This window comes from Natrinema sp. CBA1119 (assembly GCF_002572525.1).
Lineage (GTDB): Archaea > Halobacteriota > Halobacteria > Halobacteriales > Natrialbaceae > Natrinema.
In genome coordinates this window covers 2,899,056-2,922,952 of sequence record NZ_PDBS01000001.1, presented here as the reverse complement: position 1 = coordinate 2,922,952, position 23,897 = coordinate 2,899,056, and the positions used below count along the sequence as shown (strand labels likewise).

General features: G+C 59.2%; 26 protein-coding genes, 5 pseudogenes and 1 CRISPR repeat array (1 of these 32 only partly in view). Of the genes and pseudogenes, 14 read left to right on the top strand and 17 right to left on the bottom strand.

Going from position 1 to position 23,897, the window contains the following annotated elements; translation table 11 throughout:
- A CRISPR array of direct repeats spans positions 1-867; the repeat unit is 37 nt; unit sequence GTTTCAATCCCGTTCTGGGTTTCTACCGCCCTGCGAC; it reaches 408 nt to the left of the window's first position.
- Positions 868-983: 116 nt separating this feature from the next.
- The 7 genes and pseudogenes from cas2 to cas6 form a co-directional block, all read right to left on the bottom strand.
- On the bottom strand, positions 984-1,256 hold the full coding sequence (cas2, locus tag CP556_RS14505) for a CRISPR-associated endonuclease Cas2 (RefSeq protein ID WP_098726263.1): 273 nt from the start codon (positions 1,254-1,256) through the stop codon (positions 984-986).
- A pseudogene (gene cas1, locus CP556_RS14500) lies at positions 1,253-1,633 on the bottom strand (CRISPR-associated endonuclease Cas1); the annotation flags it as partial. The pseudogene cas1 and the gene cas2, both read right to left, overlap by 4 nt.
- Complete coding sequence (cas3, locus tag CP556_RS14495) at positions 1,633-3,516, bottom strand: type I-D CRISPR-associated helicase Cas3' (RefSeq protein WP_098726262.1); 1,884 nt, start codon at positions 3,514-3,516, stop codon at positions 1,633-1,635. The pseudogene cas1 and the gene cas3, both read right to left, overlap by 1 nt.
- The gene (locus CP556_RS14490) at positions 3,517-4,218 is read right to left on the bottom strand and encodes a hypothetical protein (RefSeq protein WP_098726261.1); all 702 of its coding nucleotides are present in this window, start codon (positions 4,216-4,218) and stop codon (positions 3,517-3,519) included.
- Positions 4,211-5,152: a type I-D CRISPR-associated protein Cas7/Csc2 gene (cas7d, locus tag CP556_RS14485; protein WP_098726260.1), complete on the bottom strand. Its 942-nt coding sequence runs from the start codon at positions 5,150-5,152 to the stop codon at positions 4,211-4,213. Before cas7d ends, CP556_RS14490 begins: the two co-directional genes overlap by 8 nt.
- A gap of 19 nt (positions 5,153-5,171) precedes the next feature.
- Entirely contained in the window at positions 5,172-7,640 is a 2,469-nt protein-coding gene (locus CP556_RS14480) for a hypothetical protein (RefSeq protein WP_218011966.1), read from the bottom strand.
- Between the two features lie 121 nt (positions 7,641-7,761).
- Complete coding sequence (cas6, locus tag CP556_RS14475) at positions 7,762-8,610, bottom strand: CRISPR system precrRNA processing endoribonuclease RAMP protein Cas6 (RefSeq protein WP_098726259.1); 849 nt, start codon at positions 8,608-8,610, stop codon at positions 7,762-7,764.
- Positions 8,611-8,706: 96 nt separating this feature from the next.
- Between cas6 and CP556_RS26410 the strand changes: the two genes are divergently transcribed.
- The 4 genes and pseudogenes from CP556_RS26410 (at position 8,707) to CP556_RS27260 (ending at position 10,395) form a co-directional block, all read left to right on the top strand.
- Positions 8,707-8,874, top strand: a complete 168-nt coding sequence (locus tag CP556_RS26410) for a hypothetical protein (RefSeq protein ID WP_218011965.1) — start codon at positions 8,707-8,709, stop codon at positions 8,872-8,874.
- Positions 8,874-9,092, top strand: coding sequence for a winged helix-turn-helix domain-containing protein (locus CP556_RS26405; RefSeq protein WP_218011964.1), 219 nt, complete (start codon positions 8,874-8,876; stop codon positions 9,090-9,092). Before CP556_RS26410 ends, CP556_RS26405 begins: the two co-directional genes overlap by 1 nt.
- Before the next feature lie 862 nt (positions 9,093-9,954).
- Positions 9,955-10,142, top strand: a pseudogene (locus CP556_RS27265) (UPF0175 family protein).
- A 46-nt stretch (positions 10,143-10,188) separates the two neighbouring features.
- A complete protein-coding gene (locus CP556_RS27260) occupies positions 10,189-10,395 on the top strand; it encodes a PIN domain-containing protein (protein ID WP_218011963.1) in 207 nt (68 codons plus the stop codon).
- A gap of 221 nt (positions 10,396-10,616) precedes the next feature.
- On the opposite strand, the gene CP556_RS14455 is transcribed toward CP556_RS27260, so the two are convergent.
- Complete coding sequence (locus CP556_RS14455) at positions 10,617-10,922, bottom strand: PIN domain-containing protein (protein WP_486187781.1); 306 nt, start codon at positions 10,920-10,922, stop codon at positions 10,617-10,619.
- Positions 10,923-11,090: 168 nt separating this feature from the next.
- On the opposite strand from CP556_RS14455, the gene CP556_RS14450 reads away from it, so the two are divergent.
- On the top strand, positions 11,091-12,347 hold the full coding sequence (locus CP556_RS14450) for an RNA-guided endonuclease InsQ/TnpB family protein (protein ID WP_098726258.1): 1,257 nt from the start codon (positions 11,091-11,093) through the stop codon (positions 12,345-12,347).
- Between the two features lie 180 nt (positions 12,348-12,527).
- Here the strand turns inward: CP556_RS14450 and CP556_RS14440 are convergent, their stop codons facing one another.
- The 3 genes and pseudogenes from CP556_RS14440 to CP556_RS27255 form a co-directional block, all read right to left on the bottom strand.
- Entirely contained in the window at positions 12,528-12,854 is a 327-nt protein-coding gene (locus tag CP556_RS14440) for a DUF7317 family protein (RefSeq protein WP_098726257.1), read from the bottom strand.
- A 128-nt stretch (positions 12,855-12,982) separates the two neighbouring features.
- A complete protein-coding gene (locus tag CP556_RS14435; protein WP_176548206.1) occupies positions 12,983-13,432 on the bottom strand; it encodes an HVO_A0114 family putative DNA-binding protein in 450 nt (149 codons plus the stop codon).
- Positions 13,433-13,456: 24 nt separating this feature from the next.
- Positions 13,457-13,793, bottom strand: a pseudogene (locus CP556_RS27255) (toxin-antitoxin system TumE family protein).
- 203 nt (positions 13,794-13,996) lie between these two features.
- Here CP556_RS27255 and CP556_RS14425 point away from each other — a divergent pair.
- The 7 genes and pseudogenes from CP556_RS14425 to CP556_RS26030 all read left to right on the top strand — a co-directional run bounded on the left by CP556_RS14425 (position 13,997) and on the right by CP556_RS26030 (position 17,236).
- On the top strand, positions 13,997-14,248 hold the full coding sequence (locus tag CP556_RS14425; protein WP_098727412.1) for a hypothetical protein: 252 nt from the start codon (positions 13,997-13,999) through the stop codon (positions 14,246-14,248).
- On the top strand, positions 14,245-14,712 hold the full coding sequence (locus CP556_RS14420) for a PIN domain-containing protein (protein ID WP_098726256.1): 468 nt from the start codon (positions 14,245-14,247) through the stop codon (positions 14,710-14,712). The genes CP556_RS14425 and CP556_RS14420 overlap by 4 nt, the downstream gene beginning before the upstream one ends.
- A gap of 137 nt (positions 14,713-14,849) precedes the next feature.
- Positions 14,850-15,369, top strand: a pseudogene (locus CP556_RS27250) (Cdc6/Cdc18 family protein); the annotation flags it as partial.
- A 6-nt stretch (positions 15,370-15,375) separates the two neighbouring features.
- Positions 15,376-15,858: an outer membrane protein assembly factor BamB family protein gene (locus CP556_RS26700; protein WP_255291523.1), complete on the top strand. Its 483-nt coding sequence runs from the start codon at positions 15,376-15,378 to the stop codon at positions 15,856-15,858.
- Complete coding sequence (locus CP556_RS14410; protein ID WP_176548205.1) at positions 15,776-16,525, top strand: lamin tail domain-containing protein; 750 nt, start codon at positions 15,776-15,778, stop codon at positions 16,523-16,525. Before CP556_RS26700 ends, CP556_RS14410 begins: the two co-directional genes overlap by 83 nt.
- A gap of 431 nt (positions 16,526-16,956) precedes the next feature.
- Positions 16,957-17,100: a DUF7563 family protein gene (locus CP556_RS26035; RefSeq protein WP_176548204.1), complete on the top strand. Its 144-nt coding sequence runs from the start codon at positions 16,957-16,959 to the stop codon at positions 17,098-17,100.
- Positions 17,075-17,236, top strand: a complete 162-nt coding sequence (locus CP556_RS26030; RefSeq protein ID WP_176548071.1) for a hypothetical protein — start codon at positions 17,075-17,077, stop codon at positions 17,234-17,236. Before CP556_RS26035 ends, CP556_RS26030 begins: the two co-directional genes overlap by 26 nt.
- A gap of 114 nt (positions 17,237-17,350) precedes the next feature.
- Here the strand turns inward: CP556_RS26030 and CP556_RS26400 are convergent, their stop codons facing one another.
- The 3 genes from CP556_RS26400 to CP556_RS14395 are packed head-to-tail and all read right to left on the bottom strand — an operon-like array spanning position 17,351 to position 18,289.
- Positions 17,351-17,569 (bottom strand): AbrB/MazE/SpoVT family DNA-binding domain-containing protein, encoded by a 219-nt coding sequence (locus tag CP556_RS26400; RefSeq protein ID WP_218011961.1) that lies wholly within the window; start codon positions 17,567-17,569, stop codon positions 17,351-17,353.
- 16 nt (positions 17,570-17,585) lie between these two features.
- Positions 17,586-18,017 (bottom strand): type II toxin-antitoxin system VapC family toxin, encoded by a 432-nt coding sequence (locus CP556_RS14400; RefSeq protein ID WP_098726254.1) that lies wholly within the window; start codon positions 18,015-18,017, stop codon positions 17,586-17,588.
- The gene (locus tag CP556_RS14395; protein ID WP_098726253.1) at positions 18,014-18,289 is read right to left on the bottom strand and encodes a hypothetical protein; all 276 of its coding nucleotides are present in this window, start codon (positions 18,287-18,289) and stop codon (positions 18,014-18,016) included. The genes CP556_RS14400 and CP556_RS14395 overlap by 4 nt, the downstream gene beginning before the upstream one ends.
- A gap of 487 nt (positions 18,290-18,776) precedes the next feature.
- Between CP556_RS14395 and CP556_RS27145 the strand changes: the two are divergent.
- Positions 18,777-19,034 (top strand): annotated as a pseudogene (locus tag CP556_RS27145) (transposase); the annotation flags it as partial.
- A 209-nt stretch (positions 19,035-19,243) separates the two neighbouring features.
- On the opposite strand, the gene CP556_RS14385 reads toward CP556_RS27145, so the two are convergent.
- Entirely contained in the window at positions 19,244-19,732 is a 489-nt protein-coding gene (locus CP556_RS14385; protein ID WP_098726252.1) for a helix-turn-helix domain-containing protein, read from the bottom strand.
- 114 nt (positions 19,733-19,846) lie between these two features.
- On the opposite strand from CP556_RS14385, the gene CP556_RS14380 reads away from it, so the two are divergent.
- Positions 19,847-20,647: a DUF8170 family protein gene (locus CP556_RS14380; RefSeq protein ID WP_098726251.1), complete on the top strand. Its 801-nt coding sequence runs from the start codon at positions 19,847-19,849 to the stop codon at positions 20,645-20,647.
- A gap of 458 nt (positions 20,648-21,105) precedes the next feature.
- Here the strand turns inward: CP556_RS14380 and CP556_RS14375 are convergent, their stop codons facing one another.
- Positions 21,106-22,500: an ATP-binding protein gene (locus tag CP556_RS14375; protein WP_098726250.1), complete on the bottom strand. Its 1,395-nt coding sequence runs from the start codon at positions 22,498-22,500 to the stop codon at positions 21,106-21,108.
- 136 nt (positions 22,501-22,636) lie between these two features.
- Positions 22,637-23,887: an RNA-guided endonuclease InsQ/TnpB family protein gene (locus CP556_RS14370; RefSeq protein ID WP_098726249.1), complete on the bottom strand. Its 1,251-nt coding sequence runs from the start codon at positions 23,885-23,887 to the stop codon at positions 22,637-22,639.
- Positions 23,888-23,897: the final 10 nt, after the last annotated feature.

Here is a 23,897-nt window from a genome sequence, read left to right as displayed (position 1 = left end):
GGGTTCCCATCCAGTGAGGATTACCTGAGTTTCAATCCCGTTCTGGGTTTCTACCGCCCTGCGACGAGCGCCTCCTGGAGCCGATGCCACGGCACCCGATGTTTCAATCCCGTTCTGGGTTTCTACCGCCCTGCGACGCGAGCTTCCCGCGTTTCGACAGGTCTTCACCGTTGTTTCAATCCCGTTCTGGGTTTCTACCGCCCTGCGACACCGCGTGATGCGGCGACTCGGACTGTACCACGAAGTTTCAATCCCGTTCTGGGTTTCTACCGCCCTGCGACGCGTTCGGCTTCCGAGAGTTCCACCGAGTCCGGTTGTTTCAATCCCGTTCTGGGTTTCTACCGCCCTGCGACGGAATTGACTCAGGAACTAAGTCGGCGTCACGTCCTGTTTCAATCCCGTTCTGGGTTTCTACCGCCCTGCGACTCCCATCGGCGAAATCCTGTGGTGCGTCGGTGATATTGTTTCAATCCCGTTCTGGGTTTCTACCGCCCTGCGACGTAACTTCATCACCGGGCGGGATTATCTCGAGGTCGGTTTCAATCCCGTTCTGGGTTTCTACCGCCCTGCGACTTCTGAGCAACGTCACCCATAGCATCACCTACGTGTTTCAATCCCGTTCTGGGTTTCTACCGCCCTGCGACGTCTTTGGACATGGACGACTCGAGCATTCCACCGAGTCGTTTCAATCCCGTTCTGGGTTTCTACCGCCCTGCGACCCGTGGACGCAGTGCAACGTCGGAGGGACTGCAAACGGTTTCAATCCCGTTCTGGGTTTCTACCGCCCTGCGACATTTCATGGGACCCAGAGAGTTGAGACCAGAGATGATGTTTCAATCCCGTTCTGGGTTTCTACCGCCCTGCGACAGGGGGTGATTTTTGTTCGAGCGAGTCCATAAACCTTACTCTACCCACGACAGCGCGGCTCGCTCTCGTGGACCCCTGCTGTACACGGCTTTAAAAAAGGTCGACGAAAGCCGACGTCAGATGACGTTCGATTGCTCGTCCGGTGGTTCGGTCCCGAGATCTGTCGTCGCCTCTTGGCAGGCTTCGCAGAGCCGATACAGCCGGACTCGATCTCCGTCCGCCGGGTCGATGTGTTCTTCGAGTTCGTCTTCAAGCTCGACCCGCTCGCTCTTCGACACGTCGAGTTCGAAGACGCTGTACTGTCGCCATGCCCCATATCGTTCCAGCGTCCGATAGACGCGCCGACGATTCGTGTCGTCGCTGACATCGTATGTCACTGCGAGTCTCATCGCGACACCTCCAGTGCGTGGTAGTCGTCGAGCTCACCCGTTATCGCTTTCCGCAGGAGGATCACTTGCTGTCGGATCGCCTTTCGACGACTCACGCGGTACTCGAAGTGCGGATGTGTCAACTTTTCGTCCGTGTAGTCGTCGAACTTGTTCAAGTACGCTTGGAAGCCGTCGTCGGTGAGTCGGTTATCGTTTCCGAACTGATCGTGCGTGATCGTCCCTCGGTTGATCAGGCGCGTGACGAGCGCGTCACAGAACAGCGGCCGGAACTCCTCTTGGAGATCAAGCGCGAGCGACGGTCGTCCGTGCCGATCGGCGTGGAGCACGCCCAGGAAGGGATCGTGGTTGTAGCAGCGCAGACCGCTCAATACCTCGTTCATATTTGGCGGCGCTCGATGTCCACGGACGTGACTCCGTCCTGTTGGACGTATGCGGCGTACTGGCCGTATCGGACTTCGATCGGCACCACCGCCTTCGGTAGCGAGAGATCGGAGAAAAACTGGCGAAGTACACCCTCGTCGACTTCTGTCTCGGTGAGATCGGAATCCTCGATCTCTGGGTAGATCCACCGGGAGAACATTTCCTCGATCCCGCTGTTGGAACCACTGTAGTCACGTGGTCGATTATTGTACCCGGGGAATCGAGCGGTGACCGCGACCGGTTGCTCCGAGCCTCGACGCTTGACGACGAGTGTCCCGTCGGACTCAATATTCTCGATGTCGTAGTATCGAAGCGTCGTCAAGAGGTCGTATGACGTGAGCGCCTCTCTGTCACCCCGTGGATACCGAATGTCAACAGGTAACGAGCGGCCACGGAGGCTCTCGAAGGTCCCGAAACAGTGTCGTGCGAAGTCGAGTATTTTCCGGGTGGAGCTGTTCTGCATGATTGGGGACCCGAACTCGCCGGCACTCTCTAAGGTCGAGTCAACGGCGCGGAAGAACGCGCGCCACTTTCCGTACTCGGAGACCGACTCGAAGTCCTCGAACAGCTCCGGTCCAAACCACTCGTCGTCGGCCATCCGAGAGTGAATCGCGTACGCCCCACGCATCCCGACGAGACTTCGGAGGGTCGCGATCTCCTCGTCTCGGCTTCGATGCGCTCCGAGCGCGTCGTAAATCGAGTCGACGAAGTCGAGATAGCTCATTTCGTCCGGCCACGCCATATCGCCGAGGCCGAACAGGTGGACGATTGCTTCGTGCTCCCGGCCGGCACGTCCGAACCGCTGGAGGAACGCGCTCGGCGTTGCCGGAGTCTCCATGAACAGCGTCTGAATGTCGTAGTCCAATCCGACTTCACCCTTGCTTGTCGTGTTGAGAACGAAGAAATTCCCGGACTTGAGATCCGCGTCCGGATCGTTCGTGTCGAACCCGTTGTCCTTCACGGCGTGTTCGAACACTTCGGGGAACACCTCCGCGAGATACGCGTGGAAGTCGTTGCTTGCGGCAACGCTGTTGAATACGAGCGCGACCTGCGGTTCGTTGAGGTCGTTAGCGTCGTCGACGAGTTCTTGGAGACGCTCCGCGACGGCCTCCCGCTCCTCGGCGATCGTACGGGCCTCATGTCTGTCCACGGTCACCGGCTGGCGGAACTGATCGCCGTCAGAGACGTACTCGGCGGTGATGTCTCGGACTGGGAGCGAGAGTTCGTCCTCGACGAATTCGACGAACGACTCGTTCGGCGTTGCGGACGCGAGGAGGATGTCCGTTCCGCGCCGGTCGTGCATGACGTGCATCTGCAGGAGGAGCCCGCTCGCAGCGAGATCGTCGTAGAAGTGAAACTCGTCGTAGACAACTGCGTCGAAACGGTTGAAGAACGCCATCGGCTTCGTCGAACCCTGATACATGTCCTGAATGATCGCCTGCAAGATATCGGGGTTCGTGACGACGACGTCGTGGCCTTCGAAGCGGTCGGCATGCTGTAGGAGGTTCTCGACGCGTTCGTCTCCGTGACCGGTGAGCGTGTCGGCATTGAGCGGTTCAGCGCTGATATCATCCCACTCGCGGAACCGTTCGAGCTGTTGGTCAAGGAGTGCGTTCGTTGGGTAGACGACGAGCGTCAGGGCGTTCTCCTTGACCACCTCGTAGAACGTCGCGGTCTTCCCCGCACCGGTCGGTGCTCGGAGGACACCGACCGGTTCCGTGGCGTCGTCGTGCGCCCACTCGGCGATGCGGTTCTGGAACGCCCGGGCGTGGTCGAAGTCCCGTTCAGCGAACCCCTCGGCGGGCGGTTCAGTCGCAAGCGTGGCACTCCGGACACGCATCTAGCTCAGCTCCGGGATGATCGTCTCACGTGCGTACTTCGGATCGACGCCGACGAAGTGCTGGAGTCGAGGATCGTTACCGCGCTTGAACGAGTCGCTCCGCTCCAAGAGTTCGCTGAGCGTCTCCGTCGGGAGGTCGTAGACTTCCTCAAGGAGGAACTCGTTCAGTACGAGCTGGTTGAGGTCGGTTTCGCTCGCGCGGAACTCCCCCGTTTGTCCGATACCCATTCGAAACGACGGCCGCTCTGGAAGGGGCTCGTCACTCCAGACGGTGAATTCAAATTTTGATCCGGGTGAGAGGCCGTGATATCGGCGGATGGTCTGCCAGCCGGCACCCGAGCGTTCGAGAACCTCCGGGACTGACTTCCCACCGGTCACCTGTTCGGCAACGTTCGGATCCGCCGTCGTGAAGTGCCGTTCGGAGCGGTAGTCGGTACTCCGAAACGTCCGTTCATCGGCCTTGACAGCGACTGGGCGCATGTCGCTCACGAATAGCGGTAGCTCGCGGAGGTGATCGTACGAAGGAGATGTCGCGTCGTCGCCAACGAGTGCGTACCGCTTCTCGAGGCCGCAGTACCGGTAGCCGATCGCGTGCATAAGTGCGGTCGCGGATAGCATCGGCTGTGTCCGGACGGACCTCCCCTCCGCGCTCGAGTAGAACAGCGGAGCGTACAGCTGTGCCTCGTACGTCTGCTCAATCATCGGCACTGAACACGTCCGTCGCCGCTTCGGTGAGACGACCGAATTCCTCTAGGAGGATCTCGTCGGCGTCGTCAGTCTCCCGCGACGCCACGGCCCGCATCCCCTCGTACCACTCAGGGAATGCGTCCGCATCGTGGAAGTCGCCGTAAACCTCCCAGTCGGTTCGGCGGACGTCCTCGACATATTCAGCAATACTGTCCCCGACCTCGTTGTCCTCCTCGTGGTATTCCATCAGGAGCTCTCCTGTCGAGAGCGATGTGTCGTGATCACCGAGGATAACGCCACGGATCGAGTTGCGGACATTACGCCCGGTCCGCGTCTCGCGGGCTCCGTACCGTCCCGTGTTGAGAACGTTGTGGAGCGCGTAGAGGAGCATTGGTCCCGTCGCGGCTTCGAGCGTGACGAAGTGGACGAGCGAGTTCCCTGGTTGGACTTTGACGTAGTCGAACAGCGCTTTGGACTGTTCGTTCTCGTCAGTACGCATCGTCCCGGACTCGTACACCGCGTTCCGGGTCTCCTTGTTCATCAGGTCGTACTCGTCGGTCGTGTACGTGTAGCCCTCGATGACGCGGGACTTGATCGCAAAGTCCTGGTCGCCGGTGCCGGCGAGGCCGTACGTGAGCGTTCCGACGTTGATCGACTCGTCGAGCGTCGCAGGTTCGTTATACGTGTATTCGTCGCCGACCAGTTCGTCGTCGAGCGACCGGAGCAGGTCGAGACCGCTGAGCCGCTCCTTGCTCGTGAACTTCTCACCGTTCACCTGTGCGTGCAACTGGTCACCGAACTGTTGGGTCTCCGCACGGTCGTTGTTGGAGTTGCGGAACAGCGTCGGTTCGGTAATCTCGCGTTCGACGACGAGCGTGACGCTCGGCTTCTGCGTGCGGTAGATTTCGAACGAGTCGACGAGGCCGGTTTCGGGGTACGTGAGTGTCATTGTGGATCAGTGAATAGGATTAGTTATCGGACGATTCGGTATCGTCCTCGTACAAAACCTGTTCGTAGGCGTATAGGTACGAGTTAACGAGCGCGTTCTCCCAGTCGGAGAGTTTCTTGAGGGAGTCGAGATCGTTCTCGACGAGATATGCCTGTAGGGCGTCGACGAACTCTTCCGCCTCTTCTACGGTAACGTAGCCGGCGTAGTCTTCGCGGTCCGCCGCGTCGTACACTTGTGCCGCGACGTGTTCGCGGAGGTCGTCATCGGACATCCGCTGGTTCTTCCCGCTGAGGAACGCGTCGATCGCCTCGCGGAAGATTTTCGTCTTCTTGTACTTGCTGTCGTACTGTTCGCCGAAGAGGTCGACTCCTCGTTCGGCGACGGTTTTCATGTCCATGAGTTGGGCCGTGTGGTAGGTTTCGAGATACGACTCGAGGTCGGAGAGGTGAGTCGCGTTATCGTGGTTCTGTACGGCGAAGTTAGCGAGGTGGTGAAACGTGTCTCGGTCGAGTTGGAGATAGGAATTCCGCATCCCCGCCTCCTGACCGATGGTAGCGATGATCTTGCAGAGCGCGAGCGCACGTCGGAGGTGCGACTGCTCGTGTCCGTCGTTACGGTCGGCGAACGACGGGAGCGGTCCGAACCGATCGATTACGTCCAGATCGAGCAGTTCCTGCTGGCGGATCGCATCCTCATCGACGAACGCCGCATTAGAGCTCTCGAAGCGCGTGAACGGGCGGCCGAGGACGACCTTCATGCCGGCGTCCTGTGCCGCCTGCATCAGCTGTCGAACGATGACCATCCGGTGGTTCTTTTCGCCCATCGCGGGATGTCCACCGAAATTGAACGGCTGGACGTAGTACTGGGGCCGGAGGAGACTCGTTTCTACCTCCGTGTCGCTGAGGTCGATCGTCTCGCCCTGCTGGAGGCCGACGCGTCCACCACGGAGACGGATGTCTCCAAGAAACTCGTCGAAGTAGTAGTACGCGACGCCGACGTTCGAGTTCAGGTTGACGTCGGCGCGTTCGCACGTGTCAGCGAGGAGCGCGTACTCGAGGTTACACACCTCGCAGATCTTCTTGTACTCGCCGTGGGGTGGTACACGTTTCGAGAACTCATATGATCGATACACTGCACTTTGCCCCTTCTGGTACTTGGTCTCAGTTTGCTTTCCACAGAGATAGCACATCTCGGATTTGTCTGGAATCCCTACATTGCTCTGTATTTCGAACAGAGCGCTAACAGATTCGAGTATTGCGTCTACTGATGGCTTAAGATCTTCTTTCAGCTTCGGCTCATATTTTTTCTGAAGCCAATCAAGTTCTCCTGAAAACTCTTGGTAGCTTCTCGCCAATTCTGTTATGAACTCTAGTTTTATTTTTTGGCCTTTTGTGCTCTTTCCACCCTCAATAGAATTATACACTTCCTCGTATCTGTCTTGTAACTTTCTATCATCAAAATCACCGACTCCATCAACGTATATTGCTTTGATGAGGCCTGGAAGGTATTCCTCAAAGCCCTCGGGGACTCTTTCAAGTGGTTCGATACCTCCTGCATCGGATTTGAGTAGATCGACAGCTTGCCGACGAATCTGTTCTATTTTCTCTTCGACTGGTAGGCTCAATTCACCAAGAACATCGTAATTAAAACTGTTCCACCCAAGCTTACAGGAGAACGAGTATGGGCCATTGTCAGTAAGATTCTGCTTAGCCCTCTCGTATGTTCGTTCTCGAAGCACGTCGCGGTCGACCTCGTCGCCGAGGTACAGCACGCGATCGGGCGTGCTCCCGACGACGACGCCGTACTCCTCGCCACCGTCCTTACCGGACATGACTTCCTTCGTCGCGCCGAGGAGTTCGTCGTTGAGGATCGGCTGTTCAATCTGTGTCAATTCGAGGAGGTGGACCTCGTTGTCGTCGAGTTTCTTGCGTAGTTTGCCGAACCCACCCTTGATACCGTCTCGGAGGACAACTGATGCAACTTGATCGCCAATCTGACAGTACCGATCGAGACCGGCGAACTCTGTCTGCGTTCCGCGGGTTTCACGGCTGTCCTCGTTCACCTCCGTCCGCTGGACGAGATAGTGGAGGTCGTCGCGGTAGCCCTCGCCGAGGAATTCCTCGACGCCGAAGTCGTCGCCGTTCTCGAAGTAGGCGTCGAAGGCCTCGTTCGTGTTCCCGTCCGTCTCGACACCGTACGCCTCGCGGACGTACTTGTTCGTGTCGTGGAGCGCGAGCGCCGCCGCGAGCACCGAGAGTTCCTCTTCGAGTTCCATGATGTCGCGGCCGCCGTCGACGGCGTTGTACACGAAGGTGTTCACGCCGACCGTCATCGCGTTGATGATGTGGGCCGCGAGCGACGTCGTCTCTTCCGGCTCCGTCTTCGCGTCGTACTCGCCCGCGTGCTCGAGGACGTTCCCGATGAGCGGCGTATCCACGATGTACCGGTGTGCGTAGCGGGCCGCTGAGGCGGGTGTGTCGTGGGTCATTTCAGCTTCTCCTTGGTCGATCTCCCATATGGGTGTGCCCCATCATTTCCCATCAGGGTCCGAGACGGGATTGAAATAGTGGCAGTGCCGATCCTGTTATCTAAAAACCCATTCTGGACCCTCATTCTTTCACCTCCACAGAGACCGTCCCACAGCCGCGCGAGACGAACGCGCCGATGCCGGCGTACTCGCTGAAGAGCGCAAGCGCTGTCACCGCGGTCCGGATGGCTTCGCTCGCGTCCTTGAACTTGTACGTGCAGTCGGCGGTAAACCCCTGGCGGAGGATCGGGCCGCCATCCTCGCCGCGGTTGACGAGGACGCTATCCGTCTCGTAGGTGTCCGCGTCGGGTTTCTCGATGAGGTTCGTCCCGAAGTCCTCACGGGTCATCGCAATCTCGAACTCGTCTGCCCGCTCGTCCGGGATCGTCGCGTTCCATTTTCGCAGTACCGAGGCGAATACGTGTTGCCTCGCGGGAAACATGTTAGTTATATTGCTACTCTCTTTGATGCACGTCGGCGTCTCGAAGCGGACCTCAATTTCGAAGGTGTTGTGGTACCGGGCGGCGATCTCTGAGGCTTCAGTGAGGAGGTCCTCGTGGGTTGTGTTCGTGCTCGCAAAGTCGCGCACGCGGAAGTCGCCGTCCGCGAGTTCGAGAGTATCGTCGCTGAAGACGAACGCGTCGGCGAGTGCTTGGAAGACCTCTTGGTCGCGGGGATCGGCGACGCCCAACTTGAGATCGTACGTCTCGTCGCGGATTACGCGTTTGTGGTGGTCGCGATTGCTTCCGTCGAACGTCCCGAGGAGGCCGCTGTTCGTCAGACTCCCGATCGAGGAATCATGGACGCGCGTGCTCACGTCCTCGTCGACACCATCGAGCGCCGAGAGAACCGCGCCGTAGATCTGGTAGCCATTCGCGGTCGGCACCGGGAACGAGCCCTCTGGTTTAACCGTTAGGTCGATTCGACGCATAACACCTCTCGACAGTATACAATCGTATGTCGCTTCATGATCACATCTGGACCCGTCACTACCTTGAATCTTTTTACGCGATTACTATGTGTCGACGTGCTTGAAGCTGCCGAGGGGACGGTGGTACTCAACTTCGACGGGGGTCCGCGGGAGATCTTTCTCCCGCTAACCGTCGCCGCGATCGTTCGGCCGAACGTCGTTGACCTCGCACTCCAGTTCAGGGACATCGACGAAAAATCGAAGAGATCGGCCTCCCGGACCTGATGAGCAGCCCGTCCGACGCGACTCTTGACACGCTCCGGTATCTCGTCTCTATCGACGAGAGTACGACACTTCCTGAAATATCTGACGAGACCGGGAAATCGAGGAGTACTGTCGGTCGACACTTCGACGCGCTCGAATCCGATGGCGCCGTCGAGACGTGGATGGAGGGCAAAACCCGCTACGTCGTACCGACACTTGCCGGCCGACTCCAGACGTAAGTGCCAATTTTCGTCAACCCTTTTCAAAGCCATGTACAGCTGGGGTCCACGAACGACTCCCCCATTCTCGCGTCTCCAGAGAAAACTATAGGTGCTATCCCCCAGAAAACACCCCCTGACGCAGCAGAAACCCAGAACGGGATTGAAACACCGCCCGTAGAATCCGTCGTGTACTGCGCTGTGTTTGATCTGGACGCAGCAGAAACCCAGAACGGGATTGAAACACCGCCAACAGGAGGAGTTGGGGGAGCGGTTCACCGGTCGCGACGCAGCAGAAACCCAGAACGGGATTGAAACAGTGCGCCAAGGACGCTGAGCTCAGTTGCGTAGCTGGGTCGCGACGCAGCAGAAACCCAGAACGGGATTGAAACACATCGCTATCCAGCAGGACACGAGCGAGACGTACATGTCGCGACGCAGTAGAAACCCAGAACGGGATTGAAACTGCTTGTACTCGGGGTGTCGGGTGTTGGCAACGAGAGTCGCGACGCAGCAGAAACCCACACCGGGATTGAAACGCAAGCGTTGGCCGGTGCGACCGAACTGGTCACGACGTCGCGACGCAGCAGACGTCGAGAAGAGCGGATTCGCCATGTTACTCCCCTGTTACGTGACACTGGCAAGTTAACTTGATTATACCGTGAATCGACTCCGATTGGCCGGGAGGCTTTGATGTGGACTCTTGGCAATCAGTTTTTGGCGATGTGATACAGCGATGCGACCGATTATGTTCGGATCTTGGATAAACGACGTTCACAAATCGTGTGACTGATGTCCACCAATCCGACGGTACGTATCTCATCGTCGGTGCTGTCGGCTTCGAGCCACCGAAACACTTTGTACTGGTCGCTGAACGTCTATTATGGGAACGATCGAGGTTCCATCAGACGTTTACGATGCCCTCAACGTCCCGGACGACAAACGGGACGACGTCTTGCGCAACGAATTGGCGATTTCGCTGTACCGCGAAGGCATCCTCTCGTTCGGAAAGGCTCGAGAACTCGCACCCTCTCTCACCGAGAGTTCCACCAACTGCTCGGCGACCGGTAGATCGAACGTCACTGCACGAGCGACGACCTTGACGACGACCTCGAGTATGCGCAACGGTGACCTCGTCGTCTCGGACACGTCCCCGCTTCTCAACCTCGCGCTGATCGACCGGCTTGACCTCGTGGGGGAACAGTTCTCGACTGTTACCGTCCCGCAGCAGGTGTGGAACGAATTGCTCGCAGGCGAGGACGGTGTCGATGCACTTCGATCCGTACGCGATGCTGGCGGGATGGACATCGTCAATGTTCAGTAGTTGAAAGCGGGTCAAATCCGGAAGTCGGTTCTGTTTCGTTCGTGTCATCTTGAGTCGTTTTCTTGCGTGGTTGTTGTCGGCCACAGGAACTATTCATATCAGGTTCCTGCTCTTTATTCTGCACCAAGTGGTGCGTTTCCCTAAATTCTTGCCCCGCGTGGTGCAATATATGGGTCAAAATTGACTAAAAGAGATAGATGACGTGCAATCCTAACGACGACTCAATCCTCAAGAAACACGTCAAAGTCGCGGGCGGGTGACCGAAATCCAGCCTCATCGATCCAGCGCTTAAGATACCTGTCAGCCGTCTCAGCCGAAATGTGGCCGTCTTCAACGAACCGTACCAAGAGACCGATAGAGCCGGTTAGGCCAACACCACGCTGCTTTGCAGTCGCACGCGCATCACCGTCGTCGGTAACGGCCATTCCGTCAGCGACCTCTGCGACGGCCAGAGCCTGTGCCTCTCCAGGGTCTAGCGTTTCAAGGAGTTGCTCTTCCAACTTCTCCGCCGACGCAGATGGGGTGATAACGGGTATCTCCTCTTCGAGGACAGCCAGCGCGTGTTCAACTGAAGCGGTAGCGCGGAGTCCCCTTCCTCAAGGAACGAGCGAAGCGAGTGAGTAGGGAGAGGAGGAGCGCGTTCGCACAGGGAACAAACACCGTACTATAAGTAGCAGCGGAACCACATTGAACCAGTGGCAGACGACTACGTGCGTCGGACGGCAATCACTCGTCTCAAAGTCACGGACGAGCAACGCGACCTTCTCGAAGAGGCTATCTCCGAGTGGAAGCGTGGTTGCCAAATCGCCACCGACATGGCGTGGGGCAAGTGCAACGCCAAAAGCGACGTACAGCCCCTCGCCTACGACGACGTGCGCGAACACACTGACCTCGGTAGTCAGCACGCGATCCTCGCCACCCACCAGGCCGCCCAAGCCATCACCGGCTGTATCGAACGCCGGTCCAACGGCAAGAAGGTGAGCAAGCCGACCTTTACCGCATCCACGGTGAAGTACGATACCCGGACCATGACACTGTTTGACGACGATACGGTGTCACTCACCACAACGGAAAGTCGCGTCCGGTGTGAACTTGCTCTGCCCGACGCTGACGATGGCTACCAACGACAGTACCTCAATTCAGACAGATGGAGCATCACGGAAAGTACGCTCACCGCCCGTGACGGCGACTACTTCTTGCATATCGGCTTCCGCCGACCCAAGAACGACACCGAGCAGAACACCGTCGAGGACGGAACGGTCCTCGGGGTTGACCTCGGTATCGAAAACCTCGCCGTCACAAGCACCGCCTACTTCTTCAGCGGGCGGGAGATGACCCACGACCTCCGCGAGTTTGAGAAGGTGCGCGCCGGACTCCAACAGACCGGGACCCGAAGCGCCCACCGAACGCTCGAGCAGTCAAGTGGCCGCGAGCTTCGATACGTCCGCGATGTACTCCACCGAGCGTCGAACGCCATCGTAGGCGAAGCACTCCGGTATGAGTGCGACGTAATAGCGTTCGAGGACTTGACACACATCCGCGACCGAACAGGTGCGTCGTGGGGGCATAAATGGGCGTTCAGGACACTCTATGAACAGGTGGGATACAAAGCCGAAGCGGTCGGCATCTCGGTGAAGCAAGTCGGGTCGGCGTACACATCGAAGCGGTGCGCCGAGTGTGGGTTCACGGCAGACGAGAATCGCCCGAATCGTAACGATTTCCGCTGTCAGAAATGTAAGTCGGAAGCGAACGCGGATTACAATGCGGCGAAGAACATCGGTATGCGGTACGTCCGTCGGGGCCAACAGTCGTCTCGACGGACGGGCAACAGTCAGCTTGCCCTACAGTCTGGAACGGTGACGCCGAGCGGCGGATTTACTGCCCACCCAGATGGGTTCGAGGCCGAGTTCATGGACAAGCCCCACCCTCAACGAGCGAACCCGTCAGGGTGAGCGAAGTAGGGTGGGGTAGTTGACTGTACAGGTGGGTTTCAGCGCCTAATTCGAGTTCTTCCTGAACAGCATCTACTGTCACGAGGCGAGGTAGATCCAGCAGCAACTCGACGTGGTCTACCTGCGCGAAGTTCGAAAGAACGGTGGTGTTGAGAACCGTCGCGTTTGTCGGTGGGCCGGTCATTCGAGGTTGCGGGCTGCCTCAATCTCGTCTCTCGCGGCATCCATGTCTTCAGGGCCGAACCGCAGTTCCACACCTTCTTCTCGCAGTATGTCCCGCATCTCGAACCGGTTGATGCCGGCAAGGCGGGCAGCCGTTCCGAGGGTAATCTCGCCGTCTTCGTACAACGAGACCGCAGCTGCAACCCGCGCGTTCTGGTTCTCTTCGAAATACTCGCGGAGAACGTGGCGAATGGCGTCGCTCTTGTTTTCGAAGATTCCCGCTCTAACGGCTCCCTCCATGAGATCGGTGAGATCGTCCGGGATGGTGGCGGTGGTTCGGGACATGCCTCCACTCAAGATATGGGCTTCATACAATATATGAATTTTGGTGAGGGGCAGGAGCCCACATTCCGTTCAGACAGGTGAACCGCCTCGGGGTCAAGCCCCGAGGCTTGTCAATGAACTTAATACAGTTACGGCGCGGCAGTGGCCGTGTCGCCAGCCTCTGGATCGAACGGGAGGGTGATCACGAGTTCGTCGAACCAGACGACCGGGCGCTTACTCTGGCCGTCTTCCTCGAAGAAGATGATGCCCAGCTGGGCGAGCCGGCTAAGTTCCCCGTGGACGTTCTTCACGTCCCGGTCAACGACCCGTGCGGTCTCGTTGATGCTGGCTGGTTCTTCCTGACGGATGGCTTCGATGAGATCGAGGACGCGCGGCGTCAGCGTCTCCATCAGATCATCGTAGCTGGTGAACGAGAGCGTCGGCGTGGAATCCACCGTGTCCCCCTGTTCGAGCGCCTCGATCCCGTCGGTGACGCCGTCGTGGAACTCACTGGACGACCTCACGGTCACGACGAGGGTTGATTCGGCCCGAAGCTGTTCGCGCTCCATCGGGTGCAGCGGCGGCGTGGTATCGTTCATGCGTATCACCGTGGTGTGATGGCCTCACTTGACCTCGAACTCGGATTTCGGGATTTCGCTCCAGAACCGTTTCCAGAGTTCGACCATCCCGGGGAACTTGATGATGTCTGGGTTGGGGTCCGGTGCAACGTGTAGTTCGTGCCCTTTGGTGTCCTCGTGCGAGTGTCGTACCGACGAATCGTCCCATCGTCAAGCGTGCGGGGCGGGTCCGGCTCCGTCGCGCCGTAGTGAGCTTGTAGGCCCACCCAGACGGGTACGCGTCACGGTCTGTCTGCATGCAAAACACGCGGACGACAGTCCCATCGGGGTACTTTCGCCCCTCGCTCACGCCATCGAGGTCGTCGTCGATCAGTGAGGCCATCCTCACCTATTGGTACACTGACCAATATGATAAATCTGTGCCGAGCGACGACAGAGACGATTTCTTCTCCCGCTTGCTGCACGGCGAGGGCACCCTCGCTTGCGGAATCAATCGCTGTCGAGTCCGAACCTGAACGGCCGACACCGTCGGACACGATGACGGATCCACTGATGTTTAAGGTCGTACGGAGCAAGTATTCGGACATGGCCACGGATCTCACCGAGCGGGTGCAAGAGATCGCCGACGCACGAGGAAAACCCGAATCGGAGATCCTCGAACACGCCCTTGAGCGCGGCGTCGAAGACCTCTGGATCGAGGTCGTCCTGTCGCGATACGTGAACGACGAAATCGACCGAGAGACGGCGATCGAACTCGTCGGTCGGGACCGGGTCAAGCGTGCAGAACGTGAGCTGCAGGCGGTTTCCGACGATGTGCAGTGGGGACTCGATGCGTGACGCTCGCGGTCGCTGACACGGAGCCTATTATCCATCTCGACGAGATCGATGCGCTCCATTTGCTCTCGACCATCGATCACGTCCTGCTTCCACAGACGGTGTGTGATGAACTTGCGGCGGGCACGGTTCCGCCTGCGCTCGGCGCCATCGAGTACGAACTCGTCGAGGCCGACGCGGCCGCACTCGATGTGGAGTTGGATGCCGGCGAGACAGCCGCGCTTGCGGTCGCGGCTGAACGCTCAGCGGTGTTTCTGACCGACGACCTCGCAGCCCGGAACGCCGCTACGGAGCGCGGTGTCGAGGTGCATGGATCGATCGGGATTCTCGTGCTCGCGTATAGCCGTGGCGCGCTCAGTGAATCAGCGGCGATCGGCCACATGCGAGCGCTCCAGGCAGAGACGAGCTTGTTTATTACCGATGCAATCGTGGAGCAAGGGATTGCGCTGCTCGCGGAGTCGTCCTGACGCTGGTCGCCTGTGACCCGATCGAACGCGTGCGATACGGATTCGACCGAGTACCACCAGTGTGGCTATCGAACCGGTGTACGAGACGGTCGTTGCTGGCACACCACTCCCACCGGTGCTCGCGACCTCGCGACGATTTGACAGGGGCCAACAACGGCTACCTCCCGCCGACGGTCTCGGTGTATAGCCCGCCCGGCATGGGCAAGACGCTCACGACGCGGTGGGTCTTTGGGAATTCGCACAGCGCCACGACCAGCTCGCCGCCGAGTACGTGAATCTGAAGGAGTGTCGCACGCTGTTTAGCGCGGCTACCGAGAGTCTCGCCGCGTTGACAGGGGTGAAAAGGGCGACTACGAGGGGCTCGACGGCGTCTTCACCGGGATCTGGAATGCGCTCGCTGCGTATTGGGCGTGGACCGTCCTCCTGCTCGCCGAACTCGATCACGTCCAGCAGGATCCGAACGACGACCCCAGCGACTTCTTCTATCGGCTGTTGCGCGGCGAGGGGAAACTCGCCCACGGCATCGGTCTCTCGGTCTGGCTGGTCAACAACGAGCTGGTTGAGGTCGACCTCCGACTGGACAGCCACGTCGCGAGCGCGATGAGCGACGCGGCGGTCTGCTTCCCGCCGTACGACGCCGCTGGCCTCGACGCGGTCCACACTATCGTCCTCGACGTCGCAGGCCAGGTCGTCTGGGAGACGGCCGCCATCGGGGGCTGGCTGGTGCTCTCCGACGACGGTGGGACGGTGGTTACTGCGGACACAGACGGTACGTTGTACGCGATTGCTGCCCCCACGGGCGAGGTGCGATGGAGGGCCGACATCGGCATGTGGCCCGCCGCCGACCTCAGCGTCTCCGCTGACGGGTCGTGTGTCTTCGCCGCGGACCGCGGTGCGGGTGCGTTCGTCGTCGTCGACGAGGGAGCGCCGATCTGGAGCGCGTCGCACGACGTCGGCCCCGGACGCGGGGCAATCGCTGCCGACGGGGGGGACGTGGAGTACCATCGTCACGGATCTCGCCGCCGAGTCTGCCCACCTGGCGGTCTACCGGACCCCCGACGCGGTGGCCGCGCCCGAGTCCGCACCGCCTCGGAATGGACCGCCCGCCGACGAGGACCCGGCTGCGGAGGACGACGAGTCAGCTAACCGTGACGATGACTCGGCCGGCGATGACGACGAAAACGACGAAAATGACGCGGGGCCAGGTGATCCGGCAGCCCTTGCACTCGCTGACTACCACATCCTCGGCGAGCAAGCCAGCGCGGAGTATCTCACGCTCCGGAACACCGGCGATGGACCGCTCGAGCTGTCCGGTTGGACCATCCGAGACCGAAGAGACGGTGGCCGAGTGGGCAATAGCGCCAGTCCGTTCGAGTTCCCGCGCGGATTCACGCTGGAACCAGGAGCGACGGTGACTATCTCCACTGGCGCGGGTGAGCCCACGGCCGAAACGCTCTACTGGGGGTACAGCGGCGACTTCCAGATCTGGCACGAGGAGGGAGATGTCGTGATCGTGCGCGATGCCAGCGGCACCGTCGTTCTCGAACAGGAGATCGCTACAGACCAACCGCCGGAGCCGCCCGGTGACGAGGACCCCGACGAATCGGCTGGCAACGGATCCGACGAACCGACCGACCCACCCGATGATGATGTCCCCGACGAGCCGACCGATCCATCTGGTGATGAGACCGACGACCCAACAGAGCCACCCACCGGTGAGCCGACCGAGCCACCCAGTGATGACACCGCGGACTCCCCAGCCACTAGTGGTGGAGCTGATGGCGCTGAACCGAATCGCACCGACGGGGCGTGACGGTGACGGCGGCCCCAGAGTGCAGTCGGTGACGGACAGGGGCGCACGGGCCTGGGTCAGCCAGCGGTTCGACTCAGCGTGGGCTGCGCGTGCCGATCACGTGGAGTCCCCCGTCGTCACGACAGCGGCTGGCTCCGGGCGACACTATCGGGGGACAGGCCGGCCTCGACCAGCCGCCCCGCTCCGCAGCAGTGCCATGACGGCGCGGCGGCCGCGCTGTCCGCCCGATTTACTCGGTTGGCACGATGTCACTGCGGCGTGACGCGACCGCTGTGTCGTGTGTTGACGTGGGTCTCGTGGCGCGGGCGGCGCGCCACCGGCCTGAGTGACTCGCTGTGGCGGTCGGGGCTGCGACGGCGCTCCCGCCGGCCGGTCCACGGCCCACGGTGACCGCCACGATTATGACGTGTTATTGTGAAATACTATCATATATGCCGACCTGTAGTGACTGTGGCGAGTTCGTGACGCGGGACTTCATCCGTGTGTTCGGCGTCGAGGGGGAGGTCGACGGCTGTCCGGCGTGTCGGACCAACCGCGAGCTGGGCGACGGTGACGCTGCTACACGCAGTGAGTGACGCGGCCTCGAGTCAGGCCCGACACGGTCGCTCTCAGACGGGGCTGTACTTGTGCCTGCAGAACTGGTTCTCCGGCTTCCGCTTCAGCGAACACGGTGCCGGCCTGCGCCGGCAGTGCATCGACGAGGGAGCCTAACAGGGCAACTGCTCGGCTCTGGAGGTCGGCATCTCACGGCTCCTCGTAGTTGCGGTCACAACGGTCGGCAGAGACGGTATCCGAGTTCCGCAGCCACCGCGTCACACGTCTCGTCTAGAACAACAGCTCCCGACCGCCGGTACGCGTCCGTTTTTTCACGGCGATGTCATCATCCGTATCGAGCCAGACCACCTCGTCACCGGGCTGGAGGTCGTATTTCTCGCGGAGTTCCTTTGGACTGCTCGCGATCGATCTCCGGCTCGATACGTGGGGCGAACCGCCATGAACGACGAGGTGGTGTTCGTCCCACTGGATGGTCTCGCAGAGCGACACTACGGCTGGTTTCTGCTCAGACTGCTGCAGGATCGATTCGGCGGACAATGCCATCGAAGTCATCGTCGAAACTCATGATCGCGTCGAGATCGTGACGCCGACACAGCGCGACGGACGTTGCATCAGTGAAGCTCAGCGCTTGATCGTCGTACTGTTCGAAGATTTCGACGGCATCGGCGAACACGGCCGCTGATACGCGGAGCATTTCATATGTCTGGGGATACGATGCGACACCGCGGAGTTTCTCGCCGAGATGCTTTGCTGGCGTGAACGATCCGCTTCGCTTGAGCGTCAGTGTCACGGCTTCGTCGTAGAGATAATCGCTCACGTACGGCTGGCCGAAGGTCCCACTGTAGACCGCCTCGAGTGTGTCGCTCGCAGCGTCATGTCGAGACGCGTCGCGATCGTGATCCGCGTACAGCACACCCGTGTCGACAAGGACCGTCATCCGTACAGTACGTCGTCAATGTCGTCCTCATCAGTCTCGAGGCCGGATTGGAAGCGATTGCGACGCATTGCCTCCTTCTCGGCGTCCGAGAGCGGAACCGTCGTCTCCCGAAACGAGTCAATAATCTCGTCGTGCGATTCGTAGGCGTCATCGATGAGGCGCGTGAGGAGCTCCTGTTGGGTGACGCTTGCCCCCGCCCGAAGCCGGATCTCCGCCTGGAGCTCCTCGAGTCGTGATTTTGCATCTTCATCGACTTTGACCGCTGTTGCCATACGACCTAGTTACGTTCGAAACCTGGTAAACGTTTCCACCAGGTGACGCTGGCGGGCAGCTGCGGACCAGGAGACGGCATCGATGAGATACCGGTGTGGGTCTCGGCGATGCAGCGACGGGCAGACCCACGGTGGCTTCGGCACGGTGAGGGCGCTGCGATCGCTGCACCCTCTCGAGGACGTCCGGGCCTGGATCGCCGACAACGGAAAGCTACATGGGCTGAGCTCCTGCGATCACGATCCCGTCAAGATCGACACGCGCAATCGCGCGGGCGACAGCGCCGAAGCTGCGACGACGGACCTCGATGAGGGAATCGCTGAGGTGCGCAAGCGCCTCGAGGTCGATGGGAATCTAGATGCGGGCGTCAAAGAAAAGATGATCATGACCATCGGCGGGATGCCGGACGCTACGTATGTGTCGTCGTCGTCGAGCGGGGAAACCCGACACGCGGGCGAGACAGCCAGCGCCGAGCCAGCGACCGCCGACGAGTCGGCGAGAGCGTACGCGGCGGCGTTCCGCCGCCGCTGGGGAATTGAAACCTCCTATCGGCAGATCGGTGATTTTCTCCCAAGAACGTCGTCGCCGACGTTCTCGGTGCGGCTGTTCTACTTCCTGTTCGCGGTTGCGATGTACAATCTGTGGATCCTCGCAAATGTGCTTGTCTCAGCTGGTGCTGTACCAGAGAAATCGCCGATCTCGACGCGTCTCTTCCAGGAATTCGTCGTTGTGACTGACTACGGATAGCGGTTGATTGATCCGACCGAACTTATCGGTCAGCACGCCATAACTGAGTGGAAACGCTCAGAAACGCCGTGCTGGCGGCGTTTCTTCGCTCCTTCCATCTCTGTATCGCCGAGAGCATCGCAGCTTCACAATCCAAATCGCTTCATCAACTACGACTTCGCTCGGCCGTCGCGTCGAATCGGCAACTACTGTTTAGGGCGGAGAGGATGTCACCGAGTTGTGCTACTATCAACGATATCAAGATCCGGCTCCTCAAACTCGAGCGCTTCCGCAACAGCTTCGGGAAGCGCAGGTCGCGGTGCTGATTCGTGGCGTTCGATTTTTTCAGTTTTCCGGGTATTCTCATAGAGGGCGCGGGCGACTGGGAGGCCGCGCAGATACTTATAATCGTGAAGGATCTCGACGCCCCGCTCCGTGAAGCCGTAGAACTGCGAAGGAAGATCGCGTTTCCCCTCGCTCGGTTCGTACGTGTAGCATGCGAGGATTCCGGCCTCGCTTAGCCTCTCGAGTTGGTCTTTGATGGCTGCTTGGCTCTTTCCAGTCATGTACTCGAGTTCAGCGAGCGACATCAGGTGGGCAGGATGGCCGAGAAGTTCTTGGATGATGAGGTGGCGCGTATCCTGGGACAGCAACTTAAACAGTCGCTGCTGTTCCGCAAACGGCCCCGAATCGGCTGTTCTGCTGTGACTCTCGCTCATACGTGGCTCTACGAGCAGCAGCACTATAATGGTTAGGACTATCCAAGTTGGTAATTAGCGGAAATACCAAAGTCGTTCAGAAGTGATAAGGAATTCCAGCTTAATCACCAGCTGATGAGTGATCCGAGTCCCCCACCCGACGCTACGGATAGTATGGCGGTGGTCCACGAGGCAGTCGGGGATATCGAACTCGAGCCAGCGGAGAAACGTGAGATTTGGCGGTTCACGCAGCGCGAACTGCCGTACCTTCGGAGTCAACGGACGTCGTACTTCATTCTCGGCAGCTATCGTGATCCCTACCTCCGGCGTCTTCGCGCTGTACAGAACGAACTCACGAAACAACTTGGCGCCTACCCGTTCATCATGGGCGATCTCCTTGAGCTCCCGACTGACCGGCTCAATACGTTCGATATCATGTTTTCCCTGTTGGCAACGTACAGCGACTACATCGTCGGTGTCTTCGAGAAAGAAAGCGGTGGTGAAGCACCGGAATTAGGTGAGATCGATGACCCGCCGTTTTTCGATAAAGCGTATGTATTCCCCCGCGACTACGCGTGGGTGACTGATACGAATCTCGAGTCGAAACAGCACGTCATCCAAGCTGCCCTCGAAATGGCGTTCACGGACGGTTTGACAGAGACTGAGACTCACTCAAAAATCGAATCGCTCATTGACAGTGCGCAGGCTACTGGTATTGATGTTACTGAAGACGAGGTATGGGATGTTGTTGATGAACGAGCAGAAGAGGGGGAGGAACCAGCGACGTATAGTTGGGTCCATCTCAACAAGTTCCGTAAATTCGAATTACACGGCCGGTGCTTCCCATGGGCAACGGAAGAGGAACTCCGAACTACGGTTACCGAACTCCCGTCACCGACACCACGTCCAGAGTGGGAAACGAGCGATGAGTCCTGAGTGTCGGTCACCGCGTCCGTGGCCGCCGTGAATCTGCTAGATCTCATCGATCACGTTGGTTGTCAACGACCCCACCCTACTTCGCTCACCCTGACGGGTTCGCTCGTTGAGGGTGGGGCTTGTCCATGAACTCAGCCTCAAGTCAGGGACGTTGAATGCGAATGGTCGATTTCGACCTACCGAGTTGCTCGGTTAGAGCGGGAGTCCACTGACAAGCCTCGGGGCTTGACCCCGAGGCGATTGACCAATCATAGCTCTCAGTCAGAGTGCCCGAGGGAACGCTGACCGCCACCCGTCGTGCGGTCTGAAATATCAACACTATCCTCAGATCGGACCACAGCCCTATATAGGGGAAGAAACGAGATTTTCTCCCGGTATCCTACCGCTTCCCCTTGAGTGCGGGTTGGAACATCGAACACCACATGTGGCGGAAATCCCATGGTGGGATTCTACGTCCGTCAGGGCGGAGAGGAGGTCAACTGATTGAGATTGTCGAGGTCAAACAGTGACCAATTGCCGTCGAGGTCGTCAGCGAGACCATCGACGAATCCACTTTTCGAAAAGAGGGCGAACTGCTCGGAGCGATCGTTTGGGCCCCATCGGACGCTGTCTGCCTTTGCTCGAAGGTCTGCAACGAGTCCATGGCCGACCGGGTCACTGGTCCATTTGCATTCGGCGAGGAGGATACGGTCATCAGCGGGGGCGAGACCGACGATGTCGATCTCCTCTTCACCGTACCACCAGCGTCCGACGTCGGAGTACGACGCAAGGTCACCTCGTCTGATCAACTCCCAGATGGCTTCTTCACAGATGTCTTCGAACGTCGCTGCGACGTGCATCGGTAAATCTGGCTCGATGGTACCGTCGAAAACGACTGACGGTGCTTCTTCAATGCTGGAGCGATTCGGCTCGACGTAGCGGAACCAGAATCGGAGAAACTCATCAGCAACGCGATATCGGGAGCGTTTGGACTTCTGCTTGGACGCTGTGACTGGGACACTACGGCCGAGGAGTCGGAGTTGGCGAAGCGTTTGGAGATACTTCGACAGTGGCCCCGAATCGATTCCAGTTGCTCCCGAAATCTCGTTCGGAGTCGTGTGACCCAGCGCCACTGCTTCAAGAATACTCAGGTACCGAGCGGGATTTCGTAGTTCGGTTCGAAGCAGGAATTCCGGTTCGTTGTAGAGTACTGCTGTCGGCGAGAGGATGTGTGTCTGGATGTTCTCGGCGAGCGATTGCCCGTAGTCGAAGAGAGTCAGGTACATCGGCGTCCCTCCGGTGACTGAATACGATCGAATCGTGTCTGCAATATTATAGGAGATAACGGCTCGAGCCTCTTGAAACGAAAACGGTTGGAGATCTATCTGCCCGGTACGGCGGCCGTACAGCGGACTCTCGTGGCCGAGGACCTCGGACTCCATCGTACTCACACTCGATCCGCAGAGGACGAGCATCGAGTCAGTGTCTGTGAGTTGTTCGTCGACGAACCCCTGGATGTAGGATGGGAGTGAGTCGTTCTCCTCGACTAAATACGGGAATTCGTCAATGACGACGATTCGGTCTTCGACGGAGAGTTTGTCACCGAGATAGTCGAACGCATCGTCCCACCCATCGATTCGTGGAACACGGTCGTCGAACGACTCAGCTATTTGCTCGACGAATTTCTCACGCTGGCGATACTCCGCTTCTTGAGCGGCGAGATAGTAGAGATGCGGGCGGTCAGCGCAGAATTCCTTGAGAAGCGCTGTCTTTCCGACGCGTCGGCGTCCATAGACGACGTAGAACGCGTGACCAGACGCCCTAAAGGCGGTCTGTAATGACTCCAACTCGTCGCTCCGGTCATAGAAGGTCATACTTTGCCTAATGATTACTGCAATAATGACTTGTATGTTTTGGTGTGCTCAGACATGTAAACTACCCTCCCCTACTCCCTCAGCGCATACGCGCCTCGGTCCTTGAGGGGAGGGCTTTGATGTGGACTCCCGGCAATCAGTCTCCGGCAATAGGCCGGTGACTCTCGCCGTTCAACATCCCACCATTCACACGCACGTCTACTGGTGCGTCTCCGCTCCCCGACGTGGGCGAGGAACGGAGTCTGTGTTTCCGCTTCCGGGCGTACCGGAGCCCGATATTCTTCGCCGCATTGTAGTCTGCGTTCACCTCGTAGCCGCACTTCTGGCACTTGAAGTGTTCGTCGTCACGGTTCGCTTCGTGCGTGAACCCACAGTCTGTCCGAGAACAGCGTTGGGACGTGTGGTTCGGCGCAACCTGCTTCGCCGCGACACCGCGTTCGGCGGCCTTGTACTCGACATACTCGAACAGGCGACGAAACGCCCATAAGTGGTGCCACTTCGCCTGTGGAAGCCGCTCGCGGATGTCCGTTAAGTTCTCGAACACGATCACGTCGCATCCGTTCTCGACGGCTTCGGTGACGATTTCGTTGGCGACCGTGTGGATGTACTGCTTTCGCCACGCGTCTTCGCGCTTGCCGAGGCGAACAAGCGCGTTGTGCGCAGCTTGCGTCCCACGCTGTTGCAGATCACCGCGTCGCTTCTCGAACTCACGGCACCAATGGTCGTAGTCGTCTCCCTTCCAGAAGCGCCCGGTCGAAGCGACTGCAAGGCTGTTGACGCCGAGGTCGATACCAAGGACTGTTTGGAGCTCAGTATCTTCCGAAACCTCGGACTCGTCATCGTCCGAATCGTGCTTCCGAGTCGTGATGTGGAAGTAGAACTCGTCAGTCGCCTTATCGTATTGCAGTGTGCTCGCCCGGAATTCGAACTCCTCGGACAGCACGTACCGTTCGTATGGTGTGGGGCTGTCCGAGGGAAGTTCAAAGTCACACTCGACGCGCCCGTTGACGGTTGAGAGGGACACGCGGTCGCGATAAAAGGTCGCGCTTCGCTTGTCATAGAGGATACTCCATGACGTGAACTCCGGCTGGCTCACTCGTTTCCCGTCCTTCCACCGTTCGACGCATCCCTTGACGGCTTGGACAGCGCGTCGAATGGCTTCTTGAACGAGGTTCGCGGTGAGATCGGTTTCCTCGCGGAGTTCGTCGTATAGCGCGTCCCGTGCGGTCGTGTTGGCCGTGATGCACTCTGTGGGAGAGGCGTTGGACCAACAAAACTCGGCGGCGCGGTTCGCACAGTGGAGGAACTGACGGGCGGATTCGTGGAGGTCGGTGTGGCGCTCATCGGGAACAATGAGTTTGACCGGGGCGGTTCGACGAACCTCCATGTTTCAGATT